Annotated in this window: 17 protein-coding genes and 5 pseudogenes; 12 read left to right on the forward strand and 10 right to left on the reverse strand. The window is 49.5% G+C overall.

Annotated features, from left to right (window positions below; genetic code table 11):
- The first annotated feature begins 55 nt into the window (after positions 1 to 55).
- The 3 genes from FEK66_RS04190 to symE all read left to right on the forward strand — a co-directional run bounded on the left by FEK66_RS04190 (position 56) and on the right by symE (position 3,862).
- Entirely contained in the window at positions 56 to 1,525 is a 1,470-nt protein-coding gene (locus FEK66_RS04190; RefSeq protein WP_135495096.1) for a type I restriction-modification system subunit M, read from the forward strand.
- A complete protein-coding gene (locus FEK66_RS25605) occupies positions 1,525 to 3,300 on the forward strand; it encodes a restriction endonuclease subunit S (protein WP_171023564.1) in 1,776 nt (591 codons plus the stop codon). The genes FEK66_RS04190 and FEK66_RS25605 overlap by 1 nt, the downstream gene beginning before the upstream one ends.
- 220 nt (positions 3,301 to 3,520) lie before the next feature.
- The gene (gene symE, locus FEK66_RS04200) at positions 3,521 to 3,862 is read left to right on the forward strand and encodes an endoribonuclease SymE (protein WP_135495097.1); all 342 of its coding nucleotides are present in this window, start codon (positions 3,521 to 3,523) and stop codon (positions 3,860 to 3,862) included.
- 46 nt (positions 3,863 to 3,908) lie between these two features.
- Here the strand turns inward: symE and FEK66_RS25870 are convergent, their stop codons facing one another.
- From FEK66_RS25870 to FEK66_RS25880, 3 genes and pseudogenes are all read right to left on the reverse strand, one after another.
- Entirely contained in the window at positions 3,909 to 5,072 is a 1,164-nt protein-coding gene (locus tag FEK66_RS25870) for a DUF1524 domain-containing protein (protein ID WP_135495098.1), read from the reverse strand.
- Positions 5,073 to 5,119: 47 nt separating this feature from the next.
- Positions 5,120 to 6,002: pseudogene (locus FEK66_RS25875) on the reverse strand (DUF262 domain-containing protein).
- Positions 6,003 to 6,144: 142 nt separating this feature from the next.
- Complete coding sequence (locus tag FEK66_RS25880) at positions 6,145 to 6,189, reverse strand: hypothetical protein (RefSeq protein ID WP_240780251.1); 45 nt, start codon at positions 6,187 to 6,189, stop codon at positions 6,145 to 6,147.
- Between the two features lie 250 nt (positions 6,190 to 6,439).
- On the opposite strand from FEK66_RS25880, the gene FEK66_RS04220 reads away from it, so the two are divergent.
- On the forward strand, positions 6,440 to 7,852 hold the full coding sequence (locus FEK66_RS04220) for a PLP-dependent aminotransferase family protein (RefSeq protein WP_135495099.1): 1,413 nt from the start codon (positions 6,440 to 6,442) through the stop codon (positions 7,850 to 7,852).
- A 244-nt stretch (positions 7,853 to 8,096) separates the two neighbouring features.
- Here the strand turns inward: FEK66_RS04220 and FEK66_RS04225 are convergent, their stop codons facing one another.
- Positions 8,097 to 9,041: an Rpn family recombination-promoting nuclease/putative transposase gene (locus FEK66_RS04225; protein ID WP_135495100.1), complete on the reverse strand. Its 945-nt coding sequence runs from the start codon at positions 9,039 to 9,041 to the stop codon at positions 8,097 to 8,099.
- A 184-nt stretch (positions 9,042 to 9,225) separates the two neighbouring features.
- Between FEK66_RS04225 and FEK66_RS04230 the strand changes: the two genes are divergently transcribed.
- The 4 genes and pseudogenes from FEK66_RS04230 (at position 9,226) to FEK66_RS04240 (ending at position 12,868) form a co-directional block, all read left to right on the forward strand.
- Positions 9,226 to 10,506: a DUF445 domain-containing protein gene (locus FEK66_RS04230; protein WP_135495101.1), complete on the forward strand. Its 1,281-nt coding sequence runs from the start codon at positions 9,226 to 9,228 to the stop codon at positions 10,504 to 10,506.
- Positions 10,507 to 10,540: 34 nt separating this feature from the next.
- A pseudogene (locus tag FEK66_RS25885) lies at positions 10,541 to 10,701 on the forward strand (2-hydroxyacyl-CoA dehydratase); the annotation flags it as partial.
- A gap of 60 nt (positions 10,702 to 10,761) precedes the next feature.
- A complete protein-coding gene (locus tag FEK66_RS04235) occupies positions 10,762 to 11,613 on the forward strand; it encodes a YjiK family protein (RefSeq protein ID WP_130259560.1) in 852 nt (283 codons plus the stop codon).
- Positions 11,614 to 11,689: 76 nt separating this feature from the next.
- Positions 11,690 to 12,868 carry an MFS transporter gene (locus FEK66_RS04240; protein ID WP_135495102.1) on the forward strand — a complete coding sequence of 393 codons (1,179 nt, stop codon included), beginning with the start codon at positions 11,690 to 11,692 and terminating at the stop codon, positions 12,866 to 12,868.
- A 12-nt stretch (positions 12,869 to 12,880) separates the two neighbouring features.
- Here FEK66_RS04240 and kptA read toward each other — a convergent pair whose 3' ends face one another.
- Positions 12,881 to 13,435 (reverse strand): RNA 2'-phosphotransferase, encoded by a 555-nt coding sequence (kptA, locus tag FEK66_RS04245; protein WP_130204700.1) that lies wholly within the window; start codon positions 13,433 to 13,435, stop codon positions 12,881 to 12,883.
- A gap of 171 nt (positions 13,436 to 13,606) precedes the next feature.
- Between kptA and FEK66_RS04250 the strand changes: the two are divergent.
- The 3 genes and pseudogenes from FEK66_RS04250 to FEK66_RS25890 all read left to right on the forward strand — a co-directional run.
- Positions 13,607 to 13,801 (forward strand): annotated as a pseudogene (locus tag FEK66_RS04250) (hypothetical protein); the annotation flags it as partial.
- A gap of 12 nt (positions 13,802 to 13,813) precedes the next feature.
- Complete coding sequence (gene iadA, locus FEK66_RS04255) at positions 13,814 to 14,986, forward strand: beta-aspartyl-peptidase (protein ID WP_135495104.1); 1,173 nt, start codon at positions 13,814 to 13,816, stop codon at positions 14,984 to 14,986.
- Positions 14,987 to 15,050: 64 nt separating this feature from the next.
- Positions 15,051 to 15,327 (forward strand): annotated as a pseudogene (locus tag FEK66_RS25890) (LysR family transcriptional regulator); the annotation flags it as partial.
- On the opposite strand, the gene iraD reads toward FEK66_RS25890, so the two are convergent.
- From iraD to uxuA, 4 genes are all read right to left on the reverse strand, one after another.
- A complete protein-coding gene (gene iraD, locus FEK66_RS04265) occupies positions 15,307 to 15,711 on the reverse strand; it encodes an anti-adapter protein IraD (protein WP_135495105.1) in 405 nt (134 codons plus the stop codon). The pseudogene FEK66_RS25890 and the gene iraD sit on opposite strands and share 21 nt — an antisense overlap.
- 413 nt (positions 15,712 to 16,124) lie before the next feature.
- Positions 16,125 to 16,898, reverse strand: coding sequence for a Uxu operon transcriptional regulator (uxuR, locus tag FEK66_RS04270; RefSeq protein WP_130259556.1), 774 nt, complete (start codon positions 16,896 to 16,898; stop codon positions 16,125 to 16,127).
- Positions 16,899 to 17,166: 268 nt separating this feature from the next.
- Complete coding sequence (locus tag FEK66_RS04275; protein WP_130204660.1) at positions 17,167 to 18,627, reverse strand: fructuronate reductase; 1,461 nt, start codon at positions 18,625 to 18,627, stop codon at positions 17,167 to 17,169.
- A gap of 80 nt (positions 18,628 to 18,707) precedes the next feature.
- Positions 18,708 to 19,892, reverse strand: coding sequence for a mannonate dehydratase (uxuA, locus tag FEK66_RS04280; protein ID WP_135495106.1), 1,185 nt, complete (start codon positions 19,890 to 19,892; stop codon positions 18,708 to 18,710).
- Between the two features lie 458 nt (positions 19,893 to 20,350).
- On the opposite strand from uxuA, the gene FEK66_RS04285 reads away from it, so the two are divergent.
- Entirely contained in the window at positions 20,351 to 21,457 is a 1,107-nt protein-coding gene (locus FEK66_RS04285; protein WP_135495107.1) for an N-acetylneuraminate epimerase, read from the forward strand.
- A 36-nt stretch (positions 21,458 to 21,493) separates the two neighbouring features.
- Here the strand turns inward: FEK66_RS04285 and FEK66_RS04290 are convergent.
- Positions 21,494 to 22,661: pseudogene (locus FEK66_RS04290) on the reverse strand (IS3 family transposase).
- Positions 22,662 to 22,722 lie beyond the last annotated feature (61 nt).

The following is a 22,722-nucleotide window of genomic DNA, read 5'->3' on the forward strand; positions in this document are numbered from 1 at the left end:
TGTGCCTTCTGCAACCATCATGTTGCAGAAGGCCTTGTTTTTCATGGAATACAACATGTCTATCAGCTCAGTAATCAAATCATTACAAGATATTATGCGCAAAGATGCCGGTGTGGACGGCGATGCGCAGCGTCTCGGTCAGCTCTCCTGGCTGCTATTTTTGAAAATCTTCGATGCCCAGGAAGAGGCGCTGGAATTGGAGCAGGATAACTATCAATATCCGATCCCACAGCGTTATTTGTGGCGCAGTTGGGCCGCCAACGCGCAGGGCATTACCGGTGATTCCCTGCTGGAATTCGTTAATGATGATCTGTTCCCGGCGTTGAAAAACCTCACTGCGCCTATCGATAAAAACCCACGCGGCTACGTGGTAAAGCAGGCGTTCAGCGATGCCTATAACTATATGAAAAACGGTACGCTACTGCGTCAGGTGATCAACAAGCTGAACGAAATTGACTTTACCAGCGCCAGCGAACGCCATCTGTTTGGTGATATTTACGAACAGATCCTTAAAGATCTGCAATCTGCGGGCAATGCTGGCGAATTCTATACTCCACGCGCCGTCACTCGCTTTATGGTGGATCGCGTCGATCCGAAACTCGGCGAATCCATTATGGACCCGGCCTGCGGTACGGGCGGTTTTCTTGCCTGCGCATTTGATCATGTAAAGAACAAATACGTGAAGAGCGTCGCCGATCATCAGACGCTGCAACAACAGATCCACGGTGTTGAGAAAAAACAGCTTCCGCACCTGCTGGCGACCACCAATATGCTGCTGCACGGCATTGAAGTACCGGTACAAATTCGTCACGACAACACCCTGAACAAACCGCTTTCCTCCTGGGATGAACAACTGGATGTCATTGTTACCAACCCGCCGTTTGGTGGCACGGAAGAAGATGGTATTGAGAAGAACTTTCCAGCAGAGATGCAAACCCGCGAAACGGCGGATTTGTTCCTGCAACTGATTGTGGAAGTACTGGCGAAAAACGGTCGCGCGGCGGTGGTATTGCCGGATGGCACACTATTTGGCGAAGGCGTTAAAACCAAAATCAAAAAGCTACTTACCGAAGAGTGCAACCTGCATACCATCGTGCGCTTACCGAATGGTGTGTTTAACCCCTATACCGGCATTAAAACCAACCTGTTGTTCTTTACCAAAGGTCAGCCAACCAAAGAGATTTGGTTCTATGAGCATCCGTATCCGGCGGGCGTGAAAAACTACAGCAAAACCAAGCCGATGAAGTTTGAAGAGTTTCAGGCGGAGATCGACTGGTGGGGTAACGAGGCCGATGGTTTTGCCAGCCGCGTCGAGAATGAGCAAGCGTGGAAAGTCAGCATTGATGACGTGATTGCGCGTAACTTCAATCTGGATATTAAAAACCCACATCAGGCGGAAACCGTCAGCCATGATCCGGACGAACTGTTAGCGCAGTATGCAAAGCAACAGGCGCAGATCCAGACGCTGCGTAATCAACTGCGCGATATTCTCGGCGCTGCGCTGTCTGGCAAGGAGGTTAACTGATGAGTGTGGAAAAGCTGATCGTTGATCATATGGAAACCTGGACCTCGGCGTTGCAAACCCGTTCCACCGCCGGGCGCGGCAGCTCCGGTAAGATTGATTTGTATGGTATTAAGAAATTGCGTGAGCTGATTCTGGAACTGGCGGTGCGCGGTAAACTGGTGCCGCAGGATCCGCATGATGAACCGGCGTCGGAGCTGCTGAAGCGTATTGCGGCGGAAAAAGCGGAGCTGGTGAAGCAAGGTAAAATTAAAAAGCAAAAACCGCTGCCGGAAATTAGCGAGGAAGAGAAGCCGTTTGAATTGCCGGAGGGATGGGAGTGGGTCACACTGGCAACCGTAGGTGAAATAGTCGGAGGAGGAACTCCAAAGTCCGATAATCCGCAATTTTGGGCCAAAAATGGTATTAAGTGGATTACTCCAGCAGACCTCTACGGACTCAAAGGGAAGTACATTACATCTGGAGCCCGTGATATTTCACCCGCAGGACTGTCAAACTCATCAGCCCGGTTGATGCCAAAGGGGAGTGTGCTTTTCTCTAGCCGAGCACCAATTGGATATGTCGCTATAGCAGATGCAGAACTGTCAACAAACCAGGGTTTTAAATCTTGTGTTCCATATATCAAAGAAAGTGCAGAATATATATATTACTTTCTACTGGCATCTGCAAAAAAAATAGATGCAGAGGCAAGTGGGACTACATTTAAAGAAGTCTCTGGGGCAATTGTTTCGAAAATATTATTACCTTTACCGCCATTGAGTGAACAACTAAAAATCGTCTCAAGGGCAAATGAACTTATGTCCCTATGCGACCAACTGGAACAGCAATCCCTGACAAGTCTGGACGCACATCAGCAACTGGTTGAAACCCTGTTGGGAACACTTACAGACAGCCAAAACGCCGAGGAACTGGCTGAAAATTGGGCGCGTATTAGCGAGCATTTCGACACACTATTTACCACCGAAGCCAGCGTGGATGCGTTAAAACAGACCATTCTGCAACTGGCCGTAATGGGTAAACTTGTGCCGCAGGATCCGAATGACGAACCAGCCTCTGAACTGCTCAAACGAATTGCGCAGGAAAAAGCTCAACTGGTGAAAGAAGGGAAAATAAAAAAACAAAAACCGTTGCCGCCAATTAGCGATGAGGAAAAACCGTTTGAACTACCGGAAGGGTGGGAGTGGTGTCGTTTAGGTGATTTAGCTCTAAAGTCCGAGGCAGGCTGGAGTCCACAATGTGAGAATGAACCAAGATCTGGAAATCAATGGGGCGTACTGAAAATTAGTGCTGTAACTTGGGGAGAATATCGACCACAAGAAAACAAAGCATTACCCGCACATTTATTACCAAGGCAAGAATATGAAGTTAAAGAAAATGATTTTTTAATTTCCAGAGCAAACACTTCAGAGCTAGTTGCTCGATCTGTTGTTGTACCTGAAAATCCACCAATAAATCTAATGCTTAGTGATAAGATCATTAGATTTGAATTTTCCTCATTTGCAAACCCTTATTATATTAACTTAGTTAATAATTCAGTGTTTTCGCGAAAATATTATAAGGACGTAGCGGGAGGAACAAGTTCATCTATGAAAAATGTATCCAGAAACCAAGTTTCAGAGTTAGTTATTGCATTGCCTTGCTATAAAGAGCAATTAAAAATCACTGAAACATTAAAACAATACATGAAAATATGTGAAGAGCTTAGTTCTCAAATCCAATCCGCCCAACAAACCCAACTGCACCTTGCAGACGCACTGACTGACGCGGCGATAAACTAATTTCCTCGCCCTCAAAAAACCAATAAAGCGGCTAAATGGCCGCTTTATTCACATCACCAAAAATTATATTTTACGCTAATTTTCATCTTATTTTCATTAATTTTTAGCTGGACTTTCCCTGTATTTACTGATGATATATCCAGGTATTTAGCGCGGTGCGGATGTGCGCCAACACACCCGCACCGCTAATCACAATCACTATTATCGGAGAATAGCAGTTATGACTGACACGCATTCTATTGCACAACCGTTCGAAGCAGAAGTCTCCCCAGCAAATAACCGTCAATTAACCGTGAGTTATGCGAGTCGCTACCCGGATTACAGCCGTATTCCCGCCATCACCCTGAAAGGTCAGTGGCTGGAAGCCGCCGGTTTTGCCACCGGCACTGTGGTAGATGTCAAAGTGATGGAAGGCTGTATTGTCCTCACCGCCCAACCACCCGCCGCCGAAGAGAGCGAACTAATGCAGTCGCTGCGCCAGGTGTGCAAACTATCGGCGCGTAAACAAAAGCAGGTGCAGGAGTTTATTGGGGTGATTACGGGTAAACAGAAAGTTGCCTGATAAATTAACCCGGTAGCACCAGTGCTACCGGGTATTATTCGCCGCGTTATATCAACGCGCTCTCCATCTGTTTTTCAAATGCCTGACGAATTAATCCCATAATATAAGGAAGTTGTGCGAGGTCGCTGAAACCAATTTCCACATCGCCATTGCCCCAGCGCCCAACATTTGTCACATCTTTGGCAATACCTTTCGGATCGACCAGTTCATGAAACTGCATATTAAGCGACAATCGCAGTCGGCTTTTTTGCGGCACAACATCAACAAAATTCGTTTCAGCTTTAAACGCAATATACAGTTTTAAAACTTCCTGCGTGATCCCTGCGTCCAGGCGCATAACTTCATCGCGAAGATGATCGAATAACACCCGGCTATGCGAACCATCAGCAAGAAAAGGAAAATCATTCAGGCTGTAATTGGTTTTGTTCTCCGGCTGACCTCGATAAACAGCTAAAACCTCTTCAGGAAGAGAAGGCGCTTGCCAGACCTGAACCGCGAGATTGGCCAGACGATCGGCACGGGCGCGAATGGCGGCTTCATCCCATTTTTCGCACTGTCCAAGACCGATATTCAAATAGAGCGGGCTATGTTTAAAGCCGTCTTCAATATCGCGTTTTTCCGCGAAAGGTCTGTCACTGTAGCGGGAGTTATAGCGCGTTAAAGTGAGATTCCCCAACGTATGTAACAGTTCTTTATGCACACGCTGCCAGTCGCTTCCCAGCTCTTCACGCCATTTAGCCGACAAATTTTCGTTCTGCGGCATAATATGTTCAATCGTAAACTCTTCCACGCGCTCTCTGCGTTTATCGTTTTCCAGTCGTCGTAACCAGTAGCTGCGGCTGCGGAAGTTATAGAGATCGCGAATTTTTAATTCCCGTTTAAATTCATCATCGTTGGGGAAACGACGATATGAAGGCAGGTTCATAAAATGTACCTGAATACTTTCCAGATATTTTTCTTTATTAATGACCTTATAAAAAGTAGCAAACGTCTTGTTAAGAGAATTTGTCGGAATCGCACATACTGCACGGCGGAAAACATAAGATTCAATTAAACGAATTATGCTCAGGAAATCTTCGTGAAACAAAACGCCATTTTTATAGTCATGATAAAGCGCCAGTAAGAAAGGATACGCCACATCGACTTTTAACTCGCGCAAATCCTGAAAAGCCGTAGCAAGCGATTTGTCACTTTCTTTTCCCAATGCCATTGCACAGTAATACTCCGCGTAGATGTGAATATCTTCAACCAGCCGATCTACGCCTTTTTCAGCAACACTCTGGCTGCGGGCATGTAGTTTAAATGCCTCATAGACTTCATCTGTCCGAGGGATCTCCCCCGTTTTTACCGTCAGATAATGGCGCATAAAACTGTCAAAATATTCGCTGTAACCTTGCTGACCAAAGGCGACTTCCATTGGACGCCAGTGATCTTCATACAACCGGGTTTGATGCTCTGGTTCGAGGCCCATCAGAATAAAATTGCGCACCAGATCGGCCTGACTTAACGCCTTACCGGTGGAGTTCATACTTTCAAAAATCAGTTGCGGATTATCCTGATCACGATTAAGCGCCACATCGACAATTAATAACTTTGCTAACCCTCGACATAAGGGGATCAAGTCATCACCGAGTTTGGCAATTTGCTCATCAAAGAAAGTAAAATTTTCCATTATTCGATGGGAATAGTTTTCTGGCATTGGTCTTTGTTTTATTAACGCCAGCAAACTGTCTTTATCAGTCTCGGTCAGCAGTAATTTAAATCCTTTCTCGCCGGACTCATAAGGATTGAGTAAATAATAATTACGCAATTTCATTGCCGAAAAGCCATCAAAAACTTCGTCTTCGCCAAGATGGCGCGATAAAGCCTCTATCAGCAACATTGCGGTCGTCAGCCGTTGTTGACCATCAATGACCAGCAACGGAGAAATACCAGAAACCTGATACAACCCCTGCTCAATATAAACAACCGAACCGATAAAATGCGCTGATATATCGTCACGCTTTCCGGCACGAATGATGTCGTCCCAAAGTTGCCGACATTGTTGCCCGGTCCATGAATAGGTGCGTTGATAAATGGGAATAACAAACTGCTGCGAACGTTTTAAAAAATCGAGTAGGCGAGCCTCTGTGGCTTTCATCCTGGCGTCCTTCCGTGAAGCAATAATGACGCAATAATAACCACTTCCTTGTGGAGGTTATAGAGAAATCCTGTTTATCCGCGACGAACAGCACTCTCACTCCACATCCTCCCTGCGTAGCCCAATATCCCTCAACCGTTCATCACTCATCTGCTGTAACACCCGCCGAGTCTGCTTTTTCAGCCACCAACTCCTCACCGCCTGCCAGAGTTGCACAAGTCCGATAAACGGCGCTTTAGCTTTGTTTTCGTGAAATTCCATCTGCTGCCTCCTCATCTTTCAGAGGCTTCATCATCCGCCTTCTGGCTGTTCACAATACAGATGCAAATATTACTTTTATTTAACATACAGACAGGTTAAAACAGCATCTGCATCCGGTTTTTTAGCCTCATCTGTACCGGTTTTTCTCTCTGTATGGTCCAAATAAGGAATACAGCATGACGCGTTATCAACATCTGGCGACTCTACTTGCCGAGCGGATTGAGCAGGGGCTGTATCGTCACGGGGAGAAATTGCCGTCGGTGCGCAGCTTAAGTCAGGAGCACGGCGTCAGCATCAGCACCGTGCAGCAGGCGTATCAGACGCTGGAGACGATGAAGCTCATCACTCCGCAACCACGTTCGGGTTATTTTGTCACGCAACATAAAGCCCAGCCGCCAGTGCCGCCAATGACACGTCCGGTGCAGCGCCCGGTGGAAATTACCCAGTGGGATCAGGTGCTGGATATGCTGAAAGCGCATAGCGACAGTTCTATTGTTCCGTTCAGTAAAAGCACGCCGGATGTCGAAGCGCCCAGCCTGAAACCGCTCTGGCGGGAGCTAAGTCGGGTGGTGCAGCATAATCTACAAACCGTTCTCAGCTATGATTCATTAACCGGTCAGCGGGTATTGCGCGAGCAGATTGCCCGACTGATGCTCGACAGCGGCTCGGTGGTCACCGCTGATGACATTGTCATCACCAGCGGCTGCCATAACTCGATGGCGCTGGCGCTAATGGCAGTGTGTAAACCAGGCGATATCGTCGCGGTCGAATCGCCCTGTTATTACGGTTCGATGCAGATGCTGCGTGGCATTGGCGTGAACGTGATTGAAATCCCGACCGATCCAGAAACTGGCATCAGCGTTGAAGCGCTGGAACTGGCGCTGGAACAGTGGCCGATTAAAGGCATCATTCTGGTGCCAAACTGTAATAATCCGCTGGGATTTATTATGCCGGACGCGCGCAAACGGGCCGTTCTCTCTCTCGCTCAGCGTCATGATATTGTGATTTTTGAAGATGATGTCTACGGCGAGCTGGCAACGGAGTATCCGCGCCCGCGGACCATTCACTCATGGGATATCGACGGTCGGGTGCTGCTGTGCAGCTCGTTCAGTAAAAGCATTGCGCCCGGCCTGCGCGTGGGCTGGGTCGCGCCGGGACGTTATCACGATAAACTGCTACATATGAAATACGCCACCAGCAGCTTTAACGTACCGTCCACGCAAATGGCGGCAGCAACGTTTGTACTGGAAGGTCACTATCATCGCCATATCCGGCGTATGCGGCAGAACTATCAGCGCAATATGGCGCTTTATACCTGCTGGATACGGGAATATTTTCCCTGCGAAATCTGTATTACGCGCCCGAAAGGCGGATTTTTACTGTGGATAGAATTGCCTGAACAGGTCGATATGGTCTGCGTCGCGCGGCAGCTGTATCGCATGAAAATCCAGGTGGCGGCAGGCTCGATTTTCTCGGCTTCCGGCAAATACCGTAATTGTCTGCGCATCAACTGCGCTTTGCCGCTCAGCGAAACCTATCGCGAAGCACTGAAGCAAATTGGCGAGGCCGTGTATCGGGCAATGGAATAATTTCGAAATAGTGGCGAAACACCTGATTTACTCTCACGAATCACCTGTAACTCGTTTTATCTCTGCTGGGCCATCGCCACGTTCCAGCATGGCTTAGGCCAAGCGCGCTTTGTTCATGCCGGATGCCATGTGAACGCCTTACCATGGCTACAAAAAATCTTTAAAGTTCAATATATTGAATGGGTTATGTAGACCTGATAAGCGTAGCGCACTAGGCAGCTTTGCGTTTGTCATCAGTCTCTGATTAGTACTCGATCCATGGATCGCGCTTGCTTTCAGGCAAGGGCTGCTCTAATGCCTGCATTTGCTCTGCCGAAAGTCCAGTAATCTTTTGTATCCATTCAGGATCTGCCCCATTCTGCAACAACAATCGGAGGAGGCGCTGTTCCCCTTCTTCTTTCCCTTTCTCCCTCCCCAACAGCCATCCATCATTATGAATTCGCTCTGCAATAGTCATTATTCGCTCCCTTTGTTGTGGCATTCGACGGGTAAGTTCGCTGATAAACGCCTTAAAACGCGCTTCATCGCCAGTCAGTAAAATGTAATTTAACAGCGCAGTTATCTGGCTGTCATTAGCACGCTCTGTAACCAGTAATACTACCAGTTGGTCGATAAGCCCCATCAGATCGCGTTGGCGAATATGCTTTTGGATCAACTCCAACAGGGCGACTCTGCGATGCTGCACAATCTCGTCGTCTGGCACGACAGTGATATCCACCAGCGGGAACGCGGCGTTATAGAGCTTTCGTGCGGTAGTCGGGTCGACAAATTCGTCCAGCCAACACAAGGACCAGGGATAAGGACTACGGCTACCGTGATAAAACAGCATCGGGATGACCAGCGGTAGCGGCCGGCGTTTATCATGCTCGATATGGCGCTGCATCACCGCCATGGAATAGCGCATCAGACGAAACGCCATATGGATATCCTCGCGGCTCTGATGTTCAATCACCACATAGATATAGCCATCGCCTTCGCGGGTCTTTACCGACCATAAAATATCGGAGTGTAGCGCCCGCAATTTTTCATCGACAAAGCTGGCAGATTCCAGTTTTAAGGTGTCGAGATCGCATAGTTCACGTATGCCTTTTGGTAAATGGATCTCCATAAAATCCCGCGCAGTGTCAGGGTGCGTGAGAAAGGTTTTAAATAATGCATCATGCGGCGTGCTGGTCGTGAAGTTTGTCATGGCGATCCATCACCTGTTGATAAGATGACCCGACTTTAGCGACTAACAAAACCCTTCTCACCCGGCAATTTCCCATTCCCCGAGGCACGTTCCAGGCTATTTTTGTTCTCCTGCAAGCGATACATTTTTATGGAAGATATCTCGCTTTTTGCGTTTTCTTACCGTCAGGCTCTATTCTTACGATATGAATAAAATCATTGAACTCCGACGCGCCAAAATGCTGGCGCTCTCTTTGCTGCTCGTTGCTGCCGCGACTTTTATCGTTACGCTGTTTTTGCCGCCCAACTTTTGGGTGAGCGGCGTGAAGGCGATTGCCGAAGCGGCGATGGTCGGCGCGCTGGCGGACTGGTTTGCGGTGGTGGCGCTGTTTCGCCGCGTGCCGATACCGATTATTTCTCGCCATACGGCGATTATTCCGCGTAATAAAGACCGGATTGGCGAAAATCTCGGCCAGTTCGTGCAGGAAAAATTTCTCGATACTCAATCGCTGGTAGCGCTAATCCGGCGTCATGAACCGGCGTTGTTAATTGGCAACTGGTTTAGTCAGCCGGAAAACGCCCGTCGCGTTGGACAGCATCTGTTGCAGATCATGAGTGGTTTTCTCGAACTGACCGATGATGCGCGTATTCAACGTCTGCTTAAGCGTGCGGTGCATAAGGCGATCGATAAAGTGGATCTTTCCGGCACCAGTGCACTAATGCTGGAGAGCATGACCAAAAACGATCGTCATCAGGTGCTGCTCGATACGTTAATCGCACAACTGATCGCCCTGCTGCAACGAGACAAATCGCGCAAGTTTATCGCCCAGCAGATCGTCCGCTGGCTGGAGAGCGAGCATCCGCTGAAAGCCAAAATTTTGCCCACTGAATGGCTGGGCGAACATAGCGCGGAGTTGGTTTCTGACGCCGTGAATTCTTTGCTTGATGATATCAGCCGCGATCGCGCACATCAGATCCGCCATGCGTTTGATCGCGCTACCTTCGCGCTGATCGAGAAACTGAAAAACGATCCGGAAATGGCGGCGCGGGCCGATGCCGTGAAAAGTTATCTGAAAGAAGATGAAGCATTTAACCGCTATCTTGGTGAATTGTGGGGAGATTTGCGGAAGTGGTTGAAAGCGGATATCAACAGCGAAGATTCTCGCGTGAAAGAACGCATCGCGCGAGCGGGGCAGTGGTTTGGCGAGACGTTAATTGCCGATGATGCCCTGCGCGCCTCGTTAAATGGTCATCTGGAACAGGCCGCGCACCGCGTCGCGCCAGAGTTTTCGGCATTCCTGACTCGCCACATTAGCGATACGGTAAAAAGCTGGGATGCGCGCGATATGTCGCGGCAGATCGAGTTAAATATTGGCAAGGACCTCCAGTTTATCCGTGTTAACGGCACGCTAGTCGGCGGTTGTATTGGTCTGATTTTGTATTTGTTGTCGCAGCTCCCGGCCTTGCTACCCCTCAGCAATTTTTAGGAAGCGATAAAAATTATGCCAGGGGCGAACTGAGAAAAGCAGCTACAGTTTCAGCAAAACCGATAATGCCCCTACTTCTATTTTTCTGATCTGGTGGTCAGTGAAGCTATCTGCGACAGCAAAAAGAAAATGTACGAATACATGGCGGCGTTTAAACCTGTTCATGTAATGCAACAGCCGAACGGCGTTAAGGATTTATTAAGATCGCTACGTATACTTCCCGATATCTTATTGATTTGCCTTAAAGGGATTACCGTGACAAAAAGTATTTCATTAAGTAAACGCATCTCCGTTATTGTGATTCTTTTTGCCATTGTGGCAGTGTGTACTTTCTTCGTGCAATCTTGCGCCCGTAAAAGCAATCATGCAGCATCATTTCAGAATTACCACGCCACCATTGACGGCAAAGAAATTGCAGGCGTAACGAATAATATCTCCTCGCTGACCTGGTCGGCACAGAGCAATACCCTGTTTAGCACTATCAACAAACCTGCCGCCATTGTTGAAATGACCACCAATGGCGATTTGATCCGCACTATTCCTCTGGATTTTGTTAAGGATCTCGAGACGATCGAATACATTGGCGATAATCAGTTTGTCATTAGCGATGAGCGCGATTATGCCATTTATGTGATTTCACTTGATGCCAACTCGGAAGTAAAAATCCTCAAAAAAATAAAAATCCCGCTGCAGGAAACCCCGACCAATTGTGGTTTTGAAGGGCTGGCCTATTCTCCTGCCGATCAAACTTTCTGGTTTTTTAAAGAGAAAAATCCGATCGAGGTCTACAAAGTGAGCGGGCTGTTGCGTAACGATGAATTACACATCAGCAAAGACCAGACATTACAGCAGCAGTTTAATTTAGATGATGTTTCTGGCGCAGATTTTAACCCACAAAAAAATAGCTTGTTGGTGTTGTCTCATGAATCACGCGCACTCCAGGAAGTAACCGTAACAGGAGACGTGATCGGCGAAATGTCGTTAACCAAAGGCAAGTATGGCCTTTCACATAACATCAAACAGGCCGAAGGGGTTGCGATGGATGCCTCTGGTAATATTTATATCGTTAGCGAACCAAATCATTTTTATCGCTTTACCCCTAAATAATCACATTAACAGGCTGGCATGTTTCACTTTTTTGTTATTAACTTGTTAATTACAAAAAATACAAACAAGGTTAAACATGCCTCCGTCCTCGCATCCCGTAGAACGCTTTTCTTTCAGCACCGCGCTTTTCGGGATGCTGGTTCTGACCTTAGGTATGGGATTAGGTCGCTTCCTTTATACACCTATGTTGCCCGTCATGATGGCGGAAGGGGCGTTTTCATTTAGCCAGCTCTCGTGGATTGCCAGCGGCAACTATGCGGGGTATCTGGCTGGCAGTCTGCTATTTTCGTTTGGCGCATTTCACCAGCCGTCGCGTCTGCGCCCATTTCTGTTGGCTTCTGCCCTGGCGAGCGGATTGTTGATCCTCGCAATGGCATGGTTGCCGTCATTTATCCTGGTGTTCTTGATTCGCTTCCTGGCGGGTGTCGCCAGCGCTGGAATGCTGATTTTTGGTTCGACGCTGATTATGCAGCACACGCGCCATCCTTTTGTGCTGGCAGCTTTGTTTTCTGGCGTTGGCATTGGCATCGCGCTGGGCAATGAATATGTTCTGGCAGGCCTGCATTTTGCCCTCTCCTCGCAAACGTTATGGCAAGGCGCCGGGGCGCTTTCTGGCATGATGCTGATTGCACTTACGCTTTTAATGCCCTCGAAAAAACACACCGTCGCGCCAACGCCATTGGCAAAAACGGAGCAACAGATAATGAGCTGGTGGTTACTGGCTATTCTGTACGGCCTGGCGGGATTTGGTTATATCATCGTCGCGACTTACCTGCCGCTCATGGCGAAAGATGCAGGCTCACCATTGTTAACCGCCCATCTCTGGACGTTAGTCGGCTTATCAATTGTGCCTGGTTGCTTTGGCTGGCTATGGGCAGCAAAACGTTGGGGAGCATTACCCTGCCTGACGGCGAATTTACTGGTGCAGGCTGTCTGTGTGCTGCTTACTCTCGCCAGCGACTCGCCTCTCTTGCTTATCATCAGTAGTATCGGTTTTGGCGGTACCTTTATGGGCACGACATCTCTGGTGATGACTATCGCCCGCCAACTGAGCGTACCGGGAAATCTCAATCTTTTAGGCTTTGTGACGCTCATTTACGGCATTGGGCAAATCCTCGGCCCGGCGCTGACCAGTATGCTCGGCAATGGAACATCGGCGCTTGCCAGCGCCACTCTCTGCGGCGCGGCGGCGTTGTTTATTGCTGCGCTTATCAGCACAGTGCAATTATTTAAGCTACAAGTGGTCGCTTCATAAGGGCTGTTTCCCTTACCACTCAAGAAACTCAACCTCAACCATTGATGTCAGCCAGACCCCGTTTTCCGCTTGCCAGAAAGGGATCCCTCGTTTCGCCATTTCCTGTGCTTTGACGGTTAAGATAACCGGCGAACCGTGTCTTGCCCCAACTTTGCGGGCCGTTGCTTCATCAGCAGAGAGATGCACATGATGACGCTCCCCTGCAATCAGCCCCTGTTTTTTTATCGCCTCAAGAAAACGGCTTGCCGTACCGTGGTAGAGAAATTGTGGCGGTGTTTTTTCGATGAAGGCAATGGCGACCTGCGAAGTCGAATGCCCCTGAACGGCGCGAATACACGTACCATCACTGGAATAACTAAAGCGCTTCTTATCGCTGGTGGCGACCACAGTATCCAGTAATGCGCGGGTTAACCGCTTGCCAGCTTTTTGTGCACAGAGTATGAGCTTATCGATATCCGCCCATCCTTCACGGTCCAGCACGATGCCAATCGCCTCCGGTTTATGTCGGAGGACAAAACTTAAAAACTTGCTCGTCTCTGCCAGCTCTTTGTCGTTGTATTTTGCCATTTTGCATTCGTCCTTGTATTCGCCGCCTTTACTCACCAGCCGTTATTGTCACTGTGTTTATGAATTTTCTGCAACTCAATCCTTACAGGAAGGTTCTCCGCGCAGCGTAATTTTTCCACGTAGCCGCCACAAGCATACATAATGGGGATTGTTATGGCACAACAAGGGGATGCTGTAGCTGGCGTGTTAACCGAGCATGATGTCACCGTTTTACTGCCCGCGATGTATTTAATAGGCAACCCGGTGCAAAATGTCGGTCGCTGCATGGAGACAGCTAAAGTGAATGCCAAAGGCTACCCGCATATCATTGCCGTCGGCGTGATTAACGCGTTGCTGTCAAACCTGGTTATGCAGCTTATTATTTAACAAGGAGTTACCATGATTGATTATTCCGCAGCCGGTTTTACCCTGCTGCAGGGAGCGCATTTATATGCGCCGGAAGATCGAGGAATTTGCGATGTCCTCGTCGCTAACGGCAAGATTATCGCCGTTGCCAGCAACATCCCTTCTGACATCGTACCGGACTGCACGGTTGTCGATCTCAGCGGGCAGATCCTCTGCCCCGGTTTTATTGATCAACACGTCCATTTAATTGGCGGCGGCGGCGAAGCTGGCCCCACTACACGCACGCCGGAAGTCGCGCTTAGTCGTCTGACAGAAGCGGGCGTCACGTCAGTGGTTGGTCTGCTCGGCACCGACTCTATCTCTCGCCACCCGGAATCCTTACTCGCCAAGACTCGTGCGCTCAATGAAGAAGGCATCAGCGCCTGGATGCTGACCGGTGCTTATCATGTGCCTTCCCGTACCATTACAGGCTCGGTGGAAAAAGATGTGGCGATTATCGATCGCGTGATTGGTGTGAAATGTGCCATCTCAGACCACCGCTCGGCCGCGCCGGATGTTTATCATCTGGCCAATATGGCGGCGGAATCCCGCGTTGGAGGTTTGCTCGGCGGTAAACCTGGCGTCACCGTGTTCCACATGGGCGACAGCAAAAAGGCGTTACAGCCCATCTATGACCTTCTTGAGAACTGCGACGTCCCCATCAGCAAGTTGCTGCCGACCCACGTTAACCGCAACATTCCGTTGTTTGAGCAGGCGCTGGAGTTCGCGCGCAAAGGCGGCACCATCGACATCACCAGCAGCATTGACGAACCGGTCGCCCCTGCCGAAGGTATTGCCCGCGCCGTTCAGGCGGGTATTCCGCTGGCTCGCGTTACCCTTAGCTCCGACGGCAACGGCAGTCAGCCGTTCTTTGACGATGAAGGGAATTTAACGCATATCGGTGTTGCGGGTTTTGAGACGTTGCTGGAAACCGTGCAAGTGTTGGTTAAAGACTATGGCTTTAGTATCAGCGATGCCCTGCGTCCACTCACCAGTAGCGTCGCTGGTTTCCTTAACCTGAACGGGAAAGGCGAAATTCTGCCGGGCAATGACGCGGATCTGTTAGTGATGACACCACAGTTGCGTATCGAACAGGTATACGCTCGCGGCAAACTGATGGTCAAAGACGGCAAAGCGTGTGTGAAAGGGACGTTTGAAACTGCATAAGCAGTTCCGAACGCTTGAACAGGCGACTGGCGTTGAGCTGTTTAATCGCCAAAGGCAACGCTACAACTCCTGTGTGGGGCGATTTATTAACCGCCCCCTGACATGCCACTGCGAGTTACGTTTCAGCACTTTTTGGCTCTTCATGGGCCAATTATTCAAGCAAGTTGCCTTCGGCAGCTGTGGAATATCTGGCTGCCGGAGTACGCCATACAACAAGAAATTCGCAGCGGGTAGCTCATTGTCCTGAATCGGGACGAATTAGTTATCCCGCATTCCGGATGAATCCCGTTGCAGAGCGTTTCTGGCGTGAACTGCGTGGGCTAAAGATTGAACCTGGCTGAAAGTCCCGGTATTGAACTATGCCAGCTCCCCTTCTGCCAGACCAGGTCAAACGTTAGCGGCTCATCATCGTGGTACAGCATCATCTCCAGACTAATGACCAACTCGTGGCAATAGACTGCTTTCAGATTGACCTGCAATGCTGCAATACGTGGCTCATGAAATAAAAGCGCGGAACGTAACTGGCGGCAATACCAACTCTGGAGAAGCTTGTCGCTCTGATTATGCCCTTGCCACTCAGGCATGCCTGAAACAAGTAATATTGGTAGCGGTGAATGGGGAGAACTAAAAAGTTGAAAGAGATCCCGACATACGGAATCACGCAGCGATAACGTATTGTTCCTTGTACTTTCAGGTAATACCGTCTGAACCGATTGGCGCATCATTTTGCGCACTCCTGACGTTTAGTGGCATCTGTATCCTGCCCTGGCTGCTGGACACCACTGGGTTGATGCTCATATTCCATAATCATTCCTTTATGCTCATTGCGTCCCTGGCACTTTCATAAGGGATTTATAAGATCCGCCAAAGATAAAACACTGTACAGAAAAGAATATCCACTGACTTTTTATTTAAAAAGGTATCATTTGACAAAAGTCATTAAACATAACGGAAATACGTTAACATATTCTGATTATTCCGAATAATTTCTCAGCGTTAAACTGATATATAATTATTCCAAAACAATATATCGTACGTAATGATTAAATTACGCATAATATATTCTGCAGAACATAATTAATTATTCAGGGAACATACATAGTGCAAAGCGGTTCAACTTTGCACCAGAAATGAGGGATCAGGCGTCCACTTTATCCAACGGCCACGAATCAAACAGATAACCATCGAAATAGATGTCATCAACATTAGAGAACTCCAGCAAGCGCTGCTTCACATTCTCCAGATGCTGCCACATCGCCAGTTTTGCCGCGCGGGCATCTTTCTTGATTAACGCAGCCAGGATCTGTTTGTGATCGTCCAACCACTCTTTGCGGTATAAGCTGTCATCGAGATGGCTATGTAACTGGATCCACATTGGATTATTTTCCCGCCACTCCCAGGACTGACGGAACAGTTCCACCAGCATGCTGTTATGCGTGGCTTCAGCAATAGCAAGGTGGAACTGCATGTCGCCGCTTTCGCTACTGCCCGGCGCGCTGGAAGCCAGTTCACGCTCTTCCAGTTGCAATGCCTGACGCATTTTAACGATATCTTCGCGGGTAGCCTGCAAAGCGGCAAACTCGGCGATGTTACTTTCCAGCAACTGGCGCGCCTGTAACAGTTCAAAAGGACCGGCGTCATTGCAGACGTTGGCCTCTGTGCTCTCTGCATTGTGGCTGGGTAAACTGTCGAGCACATAAATACCGGCACCACGTCGTACTTCTACCAGCCCTTTGATCTCCAGCATGATCAGTGCCTCACGCACCACCGTGCGGGTGACATCCAGCATTTCTGCGATTTCACGCTCCGGCGGTAGCCGTTCGCCAGGATTGTACGGCGTCTTAAGGATCAGATCGCGGATCATCGCCCCAACTTCCTGGTAAGGTCTTTGCGCAGAGGTGGCAGATTTCATGATGTTGTGTCCGTTAGATGCGATTAATCAAATTATTGCCGGATGCGGCGTGAACGCCTTATTCGGCCTACAAAGAGTGCGTATTCAATAAATTGCGATTGATCCGTAGGCCCGCCAGGCTTACTTACCGGGCAATTTTACGTTGACCGTTAATTTCAAACTATACCATTAGCACTGGAAGTTGGCACGTACAGGTGGGCAAAAAACGAAAACTGGTCAACCAAATATGTTTTTGATTGACCAGTGAGTCTGTAGGGTAATCAGTCAGTTACAGTGCAGCCACACACTCACGCGCGCCGCGCTCGCACAGCTGCTGATATGCCGCAGTCACCGCGCCAACAAAGTCTGCATTTTGCGGCAGATCATCGGCAAAGATACCGCTCAGGCCCAGCAACGCTTTCACGCGGTCTGCGCCCTGATACTGCGCATTGATCTTCTGGAACTCGGCCAGCATCGGGTCTACCACGTCGATAGCATTACCCTGCTCATCCACGCCCTGGGTGTAACGCATCCAGCCCGCTACGCCAAGCGCCAGGTGACGCCAGCTACCGCCGTTTTGCAGGTGTAAACGCACCGGATCCAGCAAACGCTGCGGTAACTTCTGGCTGCCGTCCATCGCAATCTGCCAGGTACGGTGACGCAGAGACGGGTTGCTGAAACGCTCGATCAGCAGCGTCGCATAGGCGTTCAGATCCGTCCCTTCCGGCATCGACAGCGTTGGTGCTTGTTCCTGCATCATCAGGGCAAAGGCCGCTTTGCGGTAATCCGGGTTAGTCATGGTGTCGGCAATGGTTTCATAACCGCCGAGGTAACCGAGGTATGCCAGGAAAGAGTGGCTGCCGTTAAGCATACGCAGTTTCATCATTTCGAACGGTACAACATCCGCAACAAACTGCGCGCCGACTTTATCCCAGTCCGGACGACCATTAACGAAGTTATCTTCAATGACCCACTGACGGAATGGTTCGCAGGCAATGGCGCACGGGTCATAAACGCCCAGCTGGTCAGCAATTTCCTGCAACGTTTCAGGCGTCGCCGCCGGAACGATACGGTCAACCATGGTGCACGGGAAGGTGACGTTCTCTTCAATCCATTCCGCCAGTTGCGGGTCACGCGCCTGAGCCAGCCCCAGAACGGCAACTTTCGCCACATGACCATTTTCACGCACGTTATCACAGGACATCACCGTAAACGCTTTCAGCCCTTTTTCACGACGCAGACGCAGGGCTTCTACGATGTAACCAATTGCGGACTTCGGCGCAGTCGGGTTTTCCAGATCGTGCTTGATCAGCGGGTTATTGAGATCCAGCTGACCGCTCGCCGCATCGGCACAGTAGCCTTTTTCCGTGACCGTCAGGGAGACAATCGCCGTCTGCGGACGCGCCATCGCGTTGAGAATACCTTCGCAACCGTCGATTTCCGGATGCAGGGCCTCTTTCATCGAACCAATAATTTTCAGCTCGGTGCTTTCCGCGCCTTTTTCCGCCACGGTGTACAGCAGCTGCTGTTTTTTCAGGTTTTCGATCAGCACGCGGTCGTTGCCTGGCATCAGGTTAACTTCGCAGATACCCCAGTCGCTATCGGTGCTTTCCAGCAGGTGATGGGTATACAGCGCCTGGTGCGCGCGGTGAAACGCCCCGCAACCGAGATGCACAATGCGTGATTCCAGACGAGAATGATCCCATGACGGGCGGGCAACCGGCAGATTGCTGTCAACAATAGTAGTCATCGTAAACTCCAGAATCCGTCTTCAGAGAGTGACGGCAAGGAAGAAGGAACCGGCACGGCGCGCAGCCATGCCGGTGGGTATTAACGGCTAAAGAAAGCGCGCTGGATCGCCAGTTCGACGCCGCGAACTTCGGCCAGGCCTTTCAGACGACCAATCGCGGAGTAACCTGGGTTGGTTTTCTTCTTCAGGTCGTCCAGCATCTGGTGACCGTGGTCCGGACGCATCGGGATCAGGTCTTCTTTGCCTTCCGCTTTACGACGGTGTTCTTCTTCAACAATCGCTTTCACCACTTCGTACATATCAACGTCACCGTTCAGGTGCGCCGCTTCGTGGAAGGTTTTCGGGTTATCTTCACGCATGGTGGAACGCAGATGGGTGAAGTAAATGCGCGGACCAAACTGCTTGATCATATCAACCAGATCGTTGTCAGCACGCACGCCGTAGGAACCGGTGCACATGGTGAAACCGTTCGCCATGCTGTTTACGGTATCAACCATCCACTGCATATCTTCAATGGTGGAAACGATACGCGGCAGGCCGAGGATCGGGCGCGGCGGATCGTCCGGGTGAACAGCCATACGCACGCCAACTTCTTCGGCAACTGGAATAATCGCTTTCAGGAAGACCGCAAAGTTTTCGCGCAGCTTCGCTTTGTCGATATCTTTGTACAGCTCCAGGTGCTTACGGAACTGGTCGAGGGTATAACCTTCTTCCGCGCCCGGCAGACCGGCGATGATGTTACGGGTCAGACGCGCTTTGTCTTCGTCGCTCATGGTGGCGAAGCGTTCAGCGGCCTGAGCAATTTCTTCTTCGGTGTAATCCGCTTCCGCGCCTGGACGTTTCAGGATATGCATTTCGAATGCAGCGAATTCGATCTGGTCGAAGCGCAGAGCTTTGGAGCCGTCTGGCAGCACGTATTCGAGGTCAGTACGGGTCCAGTCGAGCACCGGCATGAAGTTATAGCACACGGTGCGGATACCGCATTTCGCCAGGTTGCGCAGGGTCTGCTGATAGTTAGCGATCCACTGCTCATAGTTGCCAGTGTGGGTTTTGATATCTTCGTGAATTGGCACGCTTTCCACGACAGACCACACCAGACCTGCGTCTTCAACGATCGCCTTGCGTTTGAGGATCTCTTCAACGGACCATACTTCGCCGTTCGGGATATGGTGCAGCGCGGTAACCACGCCAGTTGCGCCCGCCTGACGGACATCAGCTAAAGAAACCGGATCGTTAGGGCCGTACCAGCGCCAGGTCTGTTCCATGTTTATTCCTCTTTCACGTAGTGGGTTCAACAGCGAAGAGACGCGGAACCCCGGAGTTGTTTAGGTATCCGAATGAACGACCAGACCGCAGCCGTGGCGTTGCATCGGATGAGATGGCGTATAAGTTCTACCTTTTGGTAAGACATGTCAACCTGAAATCTAAAATTGGTTAACCACATCACAAGAAATCTACTCTCATGTCGGTTACTGCAAATGACAACAAAGGAGGATCGGCGGTTAGTGATCGGGGGATGTGACATTCATCGCAATAATGGTTGACCAATTTACATAACGTGTCGTCCAACATAACAATGGATTAACCTGCTCCCCCATTGCATAAGTTGTGACCGACACAACAAAACTGATGTTGTTGCGAAGATTGCTATTTAGTTTTGGTATAAAAGGTATATAGGCACATGGTGCGACATTTGAATTCCAGCGAGCAGGAGTAATTCACAATGAATAAAACAATAACGGCGCTTGCTATCATGATGGCATCATTTGCCGCGAACGCGTCTGTATTACCGGAAATTCCAGTACCATTTAAAAGTGGTACTGGTGCAATTGATAACGACACTGTCTACATTGGTTTAGGTAGTGCAGGAACGGCATGGTACAAGCTGGACACACAGGCCAAAGATAAAAAATGGACAGCTCTGGCTGAATTCCCCGGCGGCGCGAGAGATCAAGCAACGTCCGCATTTATTGATGGTGATTTGTATGTATTTGGCGGTATTGGCAAAAACCAACAAGGTTTAACCAGGGTGTTCAACGATGTGTATAAATATAGCCCAGCAACTAATACCTGGATTAAATTGATGTCACACGCGCCAATGGGCATAGCGGGCCATGTGACTTTTGTACACAACGGCAAGGCTTATGTTACTGGCGGTGTTAACCAAAATATCTTCAATGGCTATTTTGAAGATCTCAACGAGGCCGGAAAAGATTCAAAAACTATAGATAAAATCAACACCCGCTATTTCGATAAAAAAGCAGAAGATTATTTCTTCAATAAGTTTCTGTTGTCTTTTGATCCCTCTACACAGCAATGGAGTTACGCTGGCGAATCGCCCTGGTACGGGACGGCTGGTGCGGCGGTTGTGAATAAAGGTGATAAAACCTGGCTTATTAATGGTGAAATAAAGCCTGGACTGCGGACAGATGCCGTATTTGAACTTGATCTTACCGGCAATAACGTAAAATGGAATAAGCTTCCTCCCGTCTCATCACCAGATGGCGTCGCTGGCGGTTTTGCAGGTATTAGCAATGACTCTCTTATATTTGCCGGAGGAGCCGGATTTAAAGGCTCGCGCGAAAATTACCAGAACGGTAAGAACTATGCGCATGAAGGCCTGAAAAAATCGTATAGTGCTGATATTTATCTGTGGCATAACGGGAAATGGGAGAAATCTGGCGAACTGTCGCAAGGTCGAGCCTACGGAGTATCATTGCCCTGGAATAATAGTCTATTGATTATTGGCGGTGAAATTGCGGGTGGTAAAGCTGTTGCGGATTCAGTGTTGCTCTCAGTGAGAGATAATAAAGTTACTGTGCAAAACTAACTTTTCTGGGTTTCCATTGCCTGAAAATTGAAGTGGTCAACAAAAACTGGCCACCGCGTTAGAGTTTTTCCAGTATCGATTTTCCGATTCGTTTGGGGGTAACCCACCGTTATATTCGTGCGGTCTTAGTGCGCTGTAATATCCAACGATATAGTCCGTTATGGCGTGAGCTGCCTCGCTGAAGCTTACGTAACCCACCACCGGCATCCACTCGTTCTTCAGACTCCTGAAGAAGCGTTCCATTGGGCTGTTATCCCAGCTGTTTCCGCGCCGGCTCATACTCTGCCTGATCTGGTATCGCCACAGTAACTGCCGGAACTGCCTGCTCGTATAATGACTGCCCTGATCGTTGTGGAACATGACCCTGCCGGGCTTACCACGGGTTTCCCATGCCATTTCCAGCGCTTTCATGGTGAGCCTGCTGTCCGGCGAGAACGACATGGCCCAGCCCACTGGTTTTCTTGCGAACAGGTCGAGAACAACGGCGAGGTACGCCCAGCGCTTACCCGTCCAGATATAGGTCACATCACCGCACCACACCTGATTTGGCTCGGTCACGGCGAACTGCCGTTCAAGGTAGTTAGGGATAGCAACATGTTCATGACCACCACGTTTATAGCGGTGAGTCGGCTGCTGACAGCTGACCAGCCCAGCTCTTTCATGAGCCTGCCAGCAAGCCAGCGTCCCATCTGGTAGCCTCTCCGGGTTGCCATTATGGCGATGTTTCTTGCTCCGGCTGAACCGTGGCTGATGCCATGTAGCTCAAGTACCTGACTGCGTAATACAGCCCGTCTGCCGTCTGGTTTATCAGGACGGTTTTTCCAGTATCTGTAGCTGCTGCGATGCCCCCCGAACACATGGCAGAGTGTGAACACCGAATAGTGCGCTCTGAGTTTCCCGATTATCGAGAACTGTTCAGGGAGTCTGACATCAAGAGCGCTGTAGCCTTTTTTAATATTTCATTCTCCATTTCAATGCGTTGTAGCTTTTTCCTCAGCTCACATATTTCGATTTGTTCTGGTGTCATCGGAGAGGCTTTTGGTGTTTTGCCCTGATGCTCATCACGCAGTTGTTTGACCCATCTTGTCATTGTTGAAAGGCCGACATCCATAGCTTTGGCGGCATCTGCCACCGTGTAGTTCTGGTCAACAACCAGTTGAGCGGATTCGCGTTTAAACTCTGCGCTGAAATTTCTTTTTTTCATTGGAGCACCTGTGTTGTTCTCAGGTGAGCATATCACCTCTGTTCAGGTGGCCAAATTCAGT

The sequence above is a fragment of the Escherichia sp. E1130 genome, from assembly GCF_005781065.1.
In the GTDB taxonomy this organism is placed as follows: Bacteria; Pseudomonadota; Gammaproteobacteria; order Enterobacterales; family Enterobacteriaceae; genus Escherichia.

Coding starts and splice junctions, on each gene's coding strand:
- FEK66_RS04230 (WP_135495101.1), top strand. CDS start 9,226: ATGAATAAAATCATTGAACTCCGACGCGCCAAAATGCTGGCGCTCTCT.
- uxuA (WP_135495106.1), bottom strand. CDS start 19,892: ATGGAACAGACCTGGCGCTGGTACGGCCCTAACGATCCGGTTTCTTTA.
- uxuR (WP_130259556.1), bottom strand. CDS start 16,898: ATGAAATCTGCCACCTCTGCGCAAAGACCTTACCAGGAAGTTGGGGCG.
- kptA (WP_130204700.1), bottom strand. CDS start 13,435: ATGGCAAAATACAACGACAAAGAGCTGGCAGAGACGAGCAAGTTTTTA.
- FEK66_RS04225 (WP_135495100.1), bottom strand. CDS start 9,041: ATGACAAACTTCACGACCAGCACGCCGCATGATGCATTATTTAAAACC.
- FEK66_RS04220 (WP_135495099.1), top strand. CDS start 6,440: ATGACGCGTTATCAACATCTGGCGACTCTACTTGCCGAGCGGATTGAG.
- FEK66_RS04190 (WP_135495096.1), top strand. CDS start 56: ATGTCTATCAGCTCAGTAATCAAATCATTACAAGATATTATGCGCAAA.
- symE (WP_135495097.1), top strand. CDS start 3,521: ATGACTGACACGCATTCTATTGCACAACCGTTCGAAGCAGAAGTCTCC.
- iadA (WP_135495104.1), top strand. CDS start 13,814: ATGATTGATTATTCCGCAGCCGGTTTTACCCTGCTGCAGGGAGCGCAT.
- FEK66_RS04275 (WP_130204660.1), bottom strand. CDS start 18,627: ATGACTACTATTGTTGACAGCAATCTGCCGGTTGCCCGCCCGTCATGG.
- FEK66_RS25870 (WP_135495098.1), bottom strand. CDS start 5,072: ATGGCATTGGGAAAAGAAAGTGACAAATCGCTTGCTACGGCTTTTCAG.
- iraD (WP_135495105.1), bottom strand. CDS start 15,711: ATGATGCGCCAATCGGTTCAGACGGTATTACCTGAAAGTACAAGGAAC.
- FEK66_RS04240 (WP_135495102.1), top strand. CDS start 11,690: ATGCCTCCGTCCTCGCATCCCGTAGAACGCTTTTCTTTCAGCACCGCG.
- FEK66_RS25605 (WP_171023564.1), top strand. CDS start 1,525: ATGAGTGTGGAAAAGCTGATCGTTGATCATATGGAAACCTGGACCTCG.
- FEK66_RS04285 (WP_135495107.1), top strand. CDS start 20,351: ATGAATAAAACAATAACGGCGCTTGCTATCATGATGGCATCATTTGCC.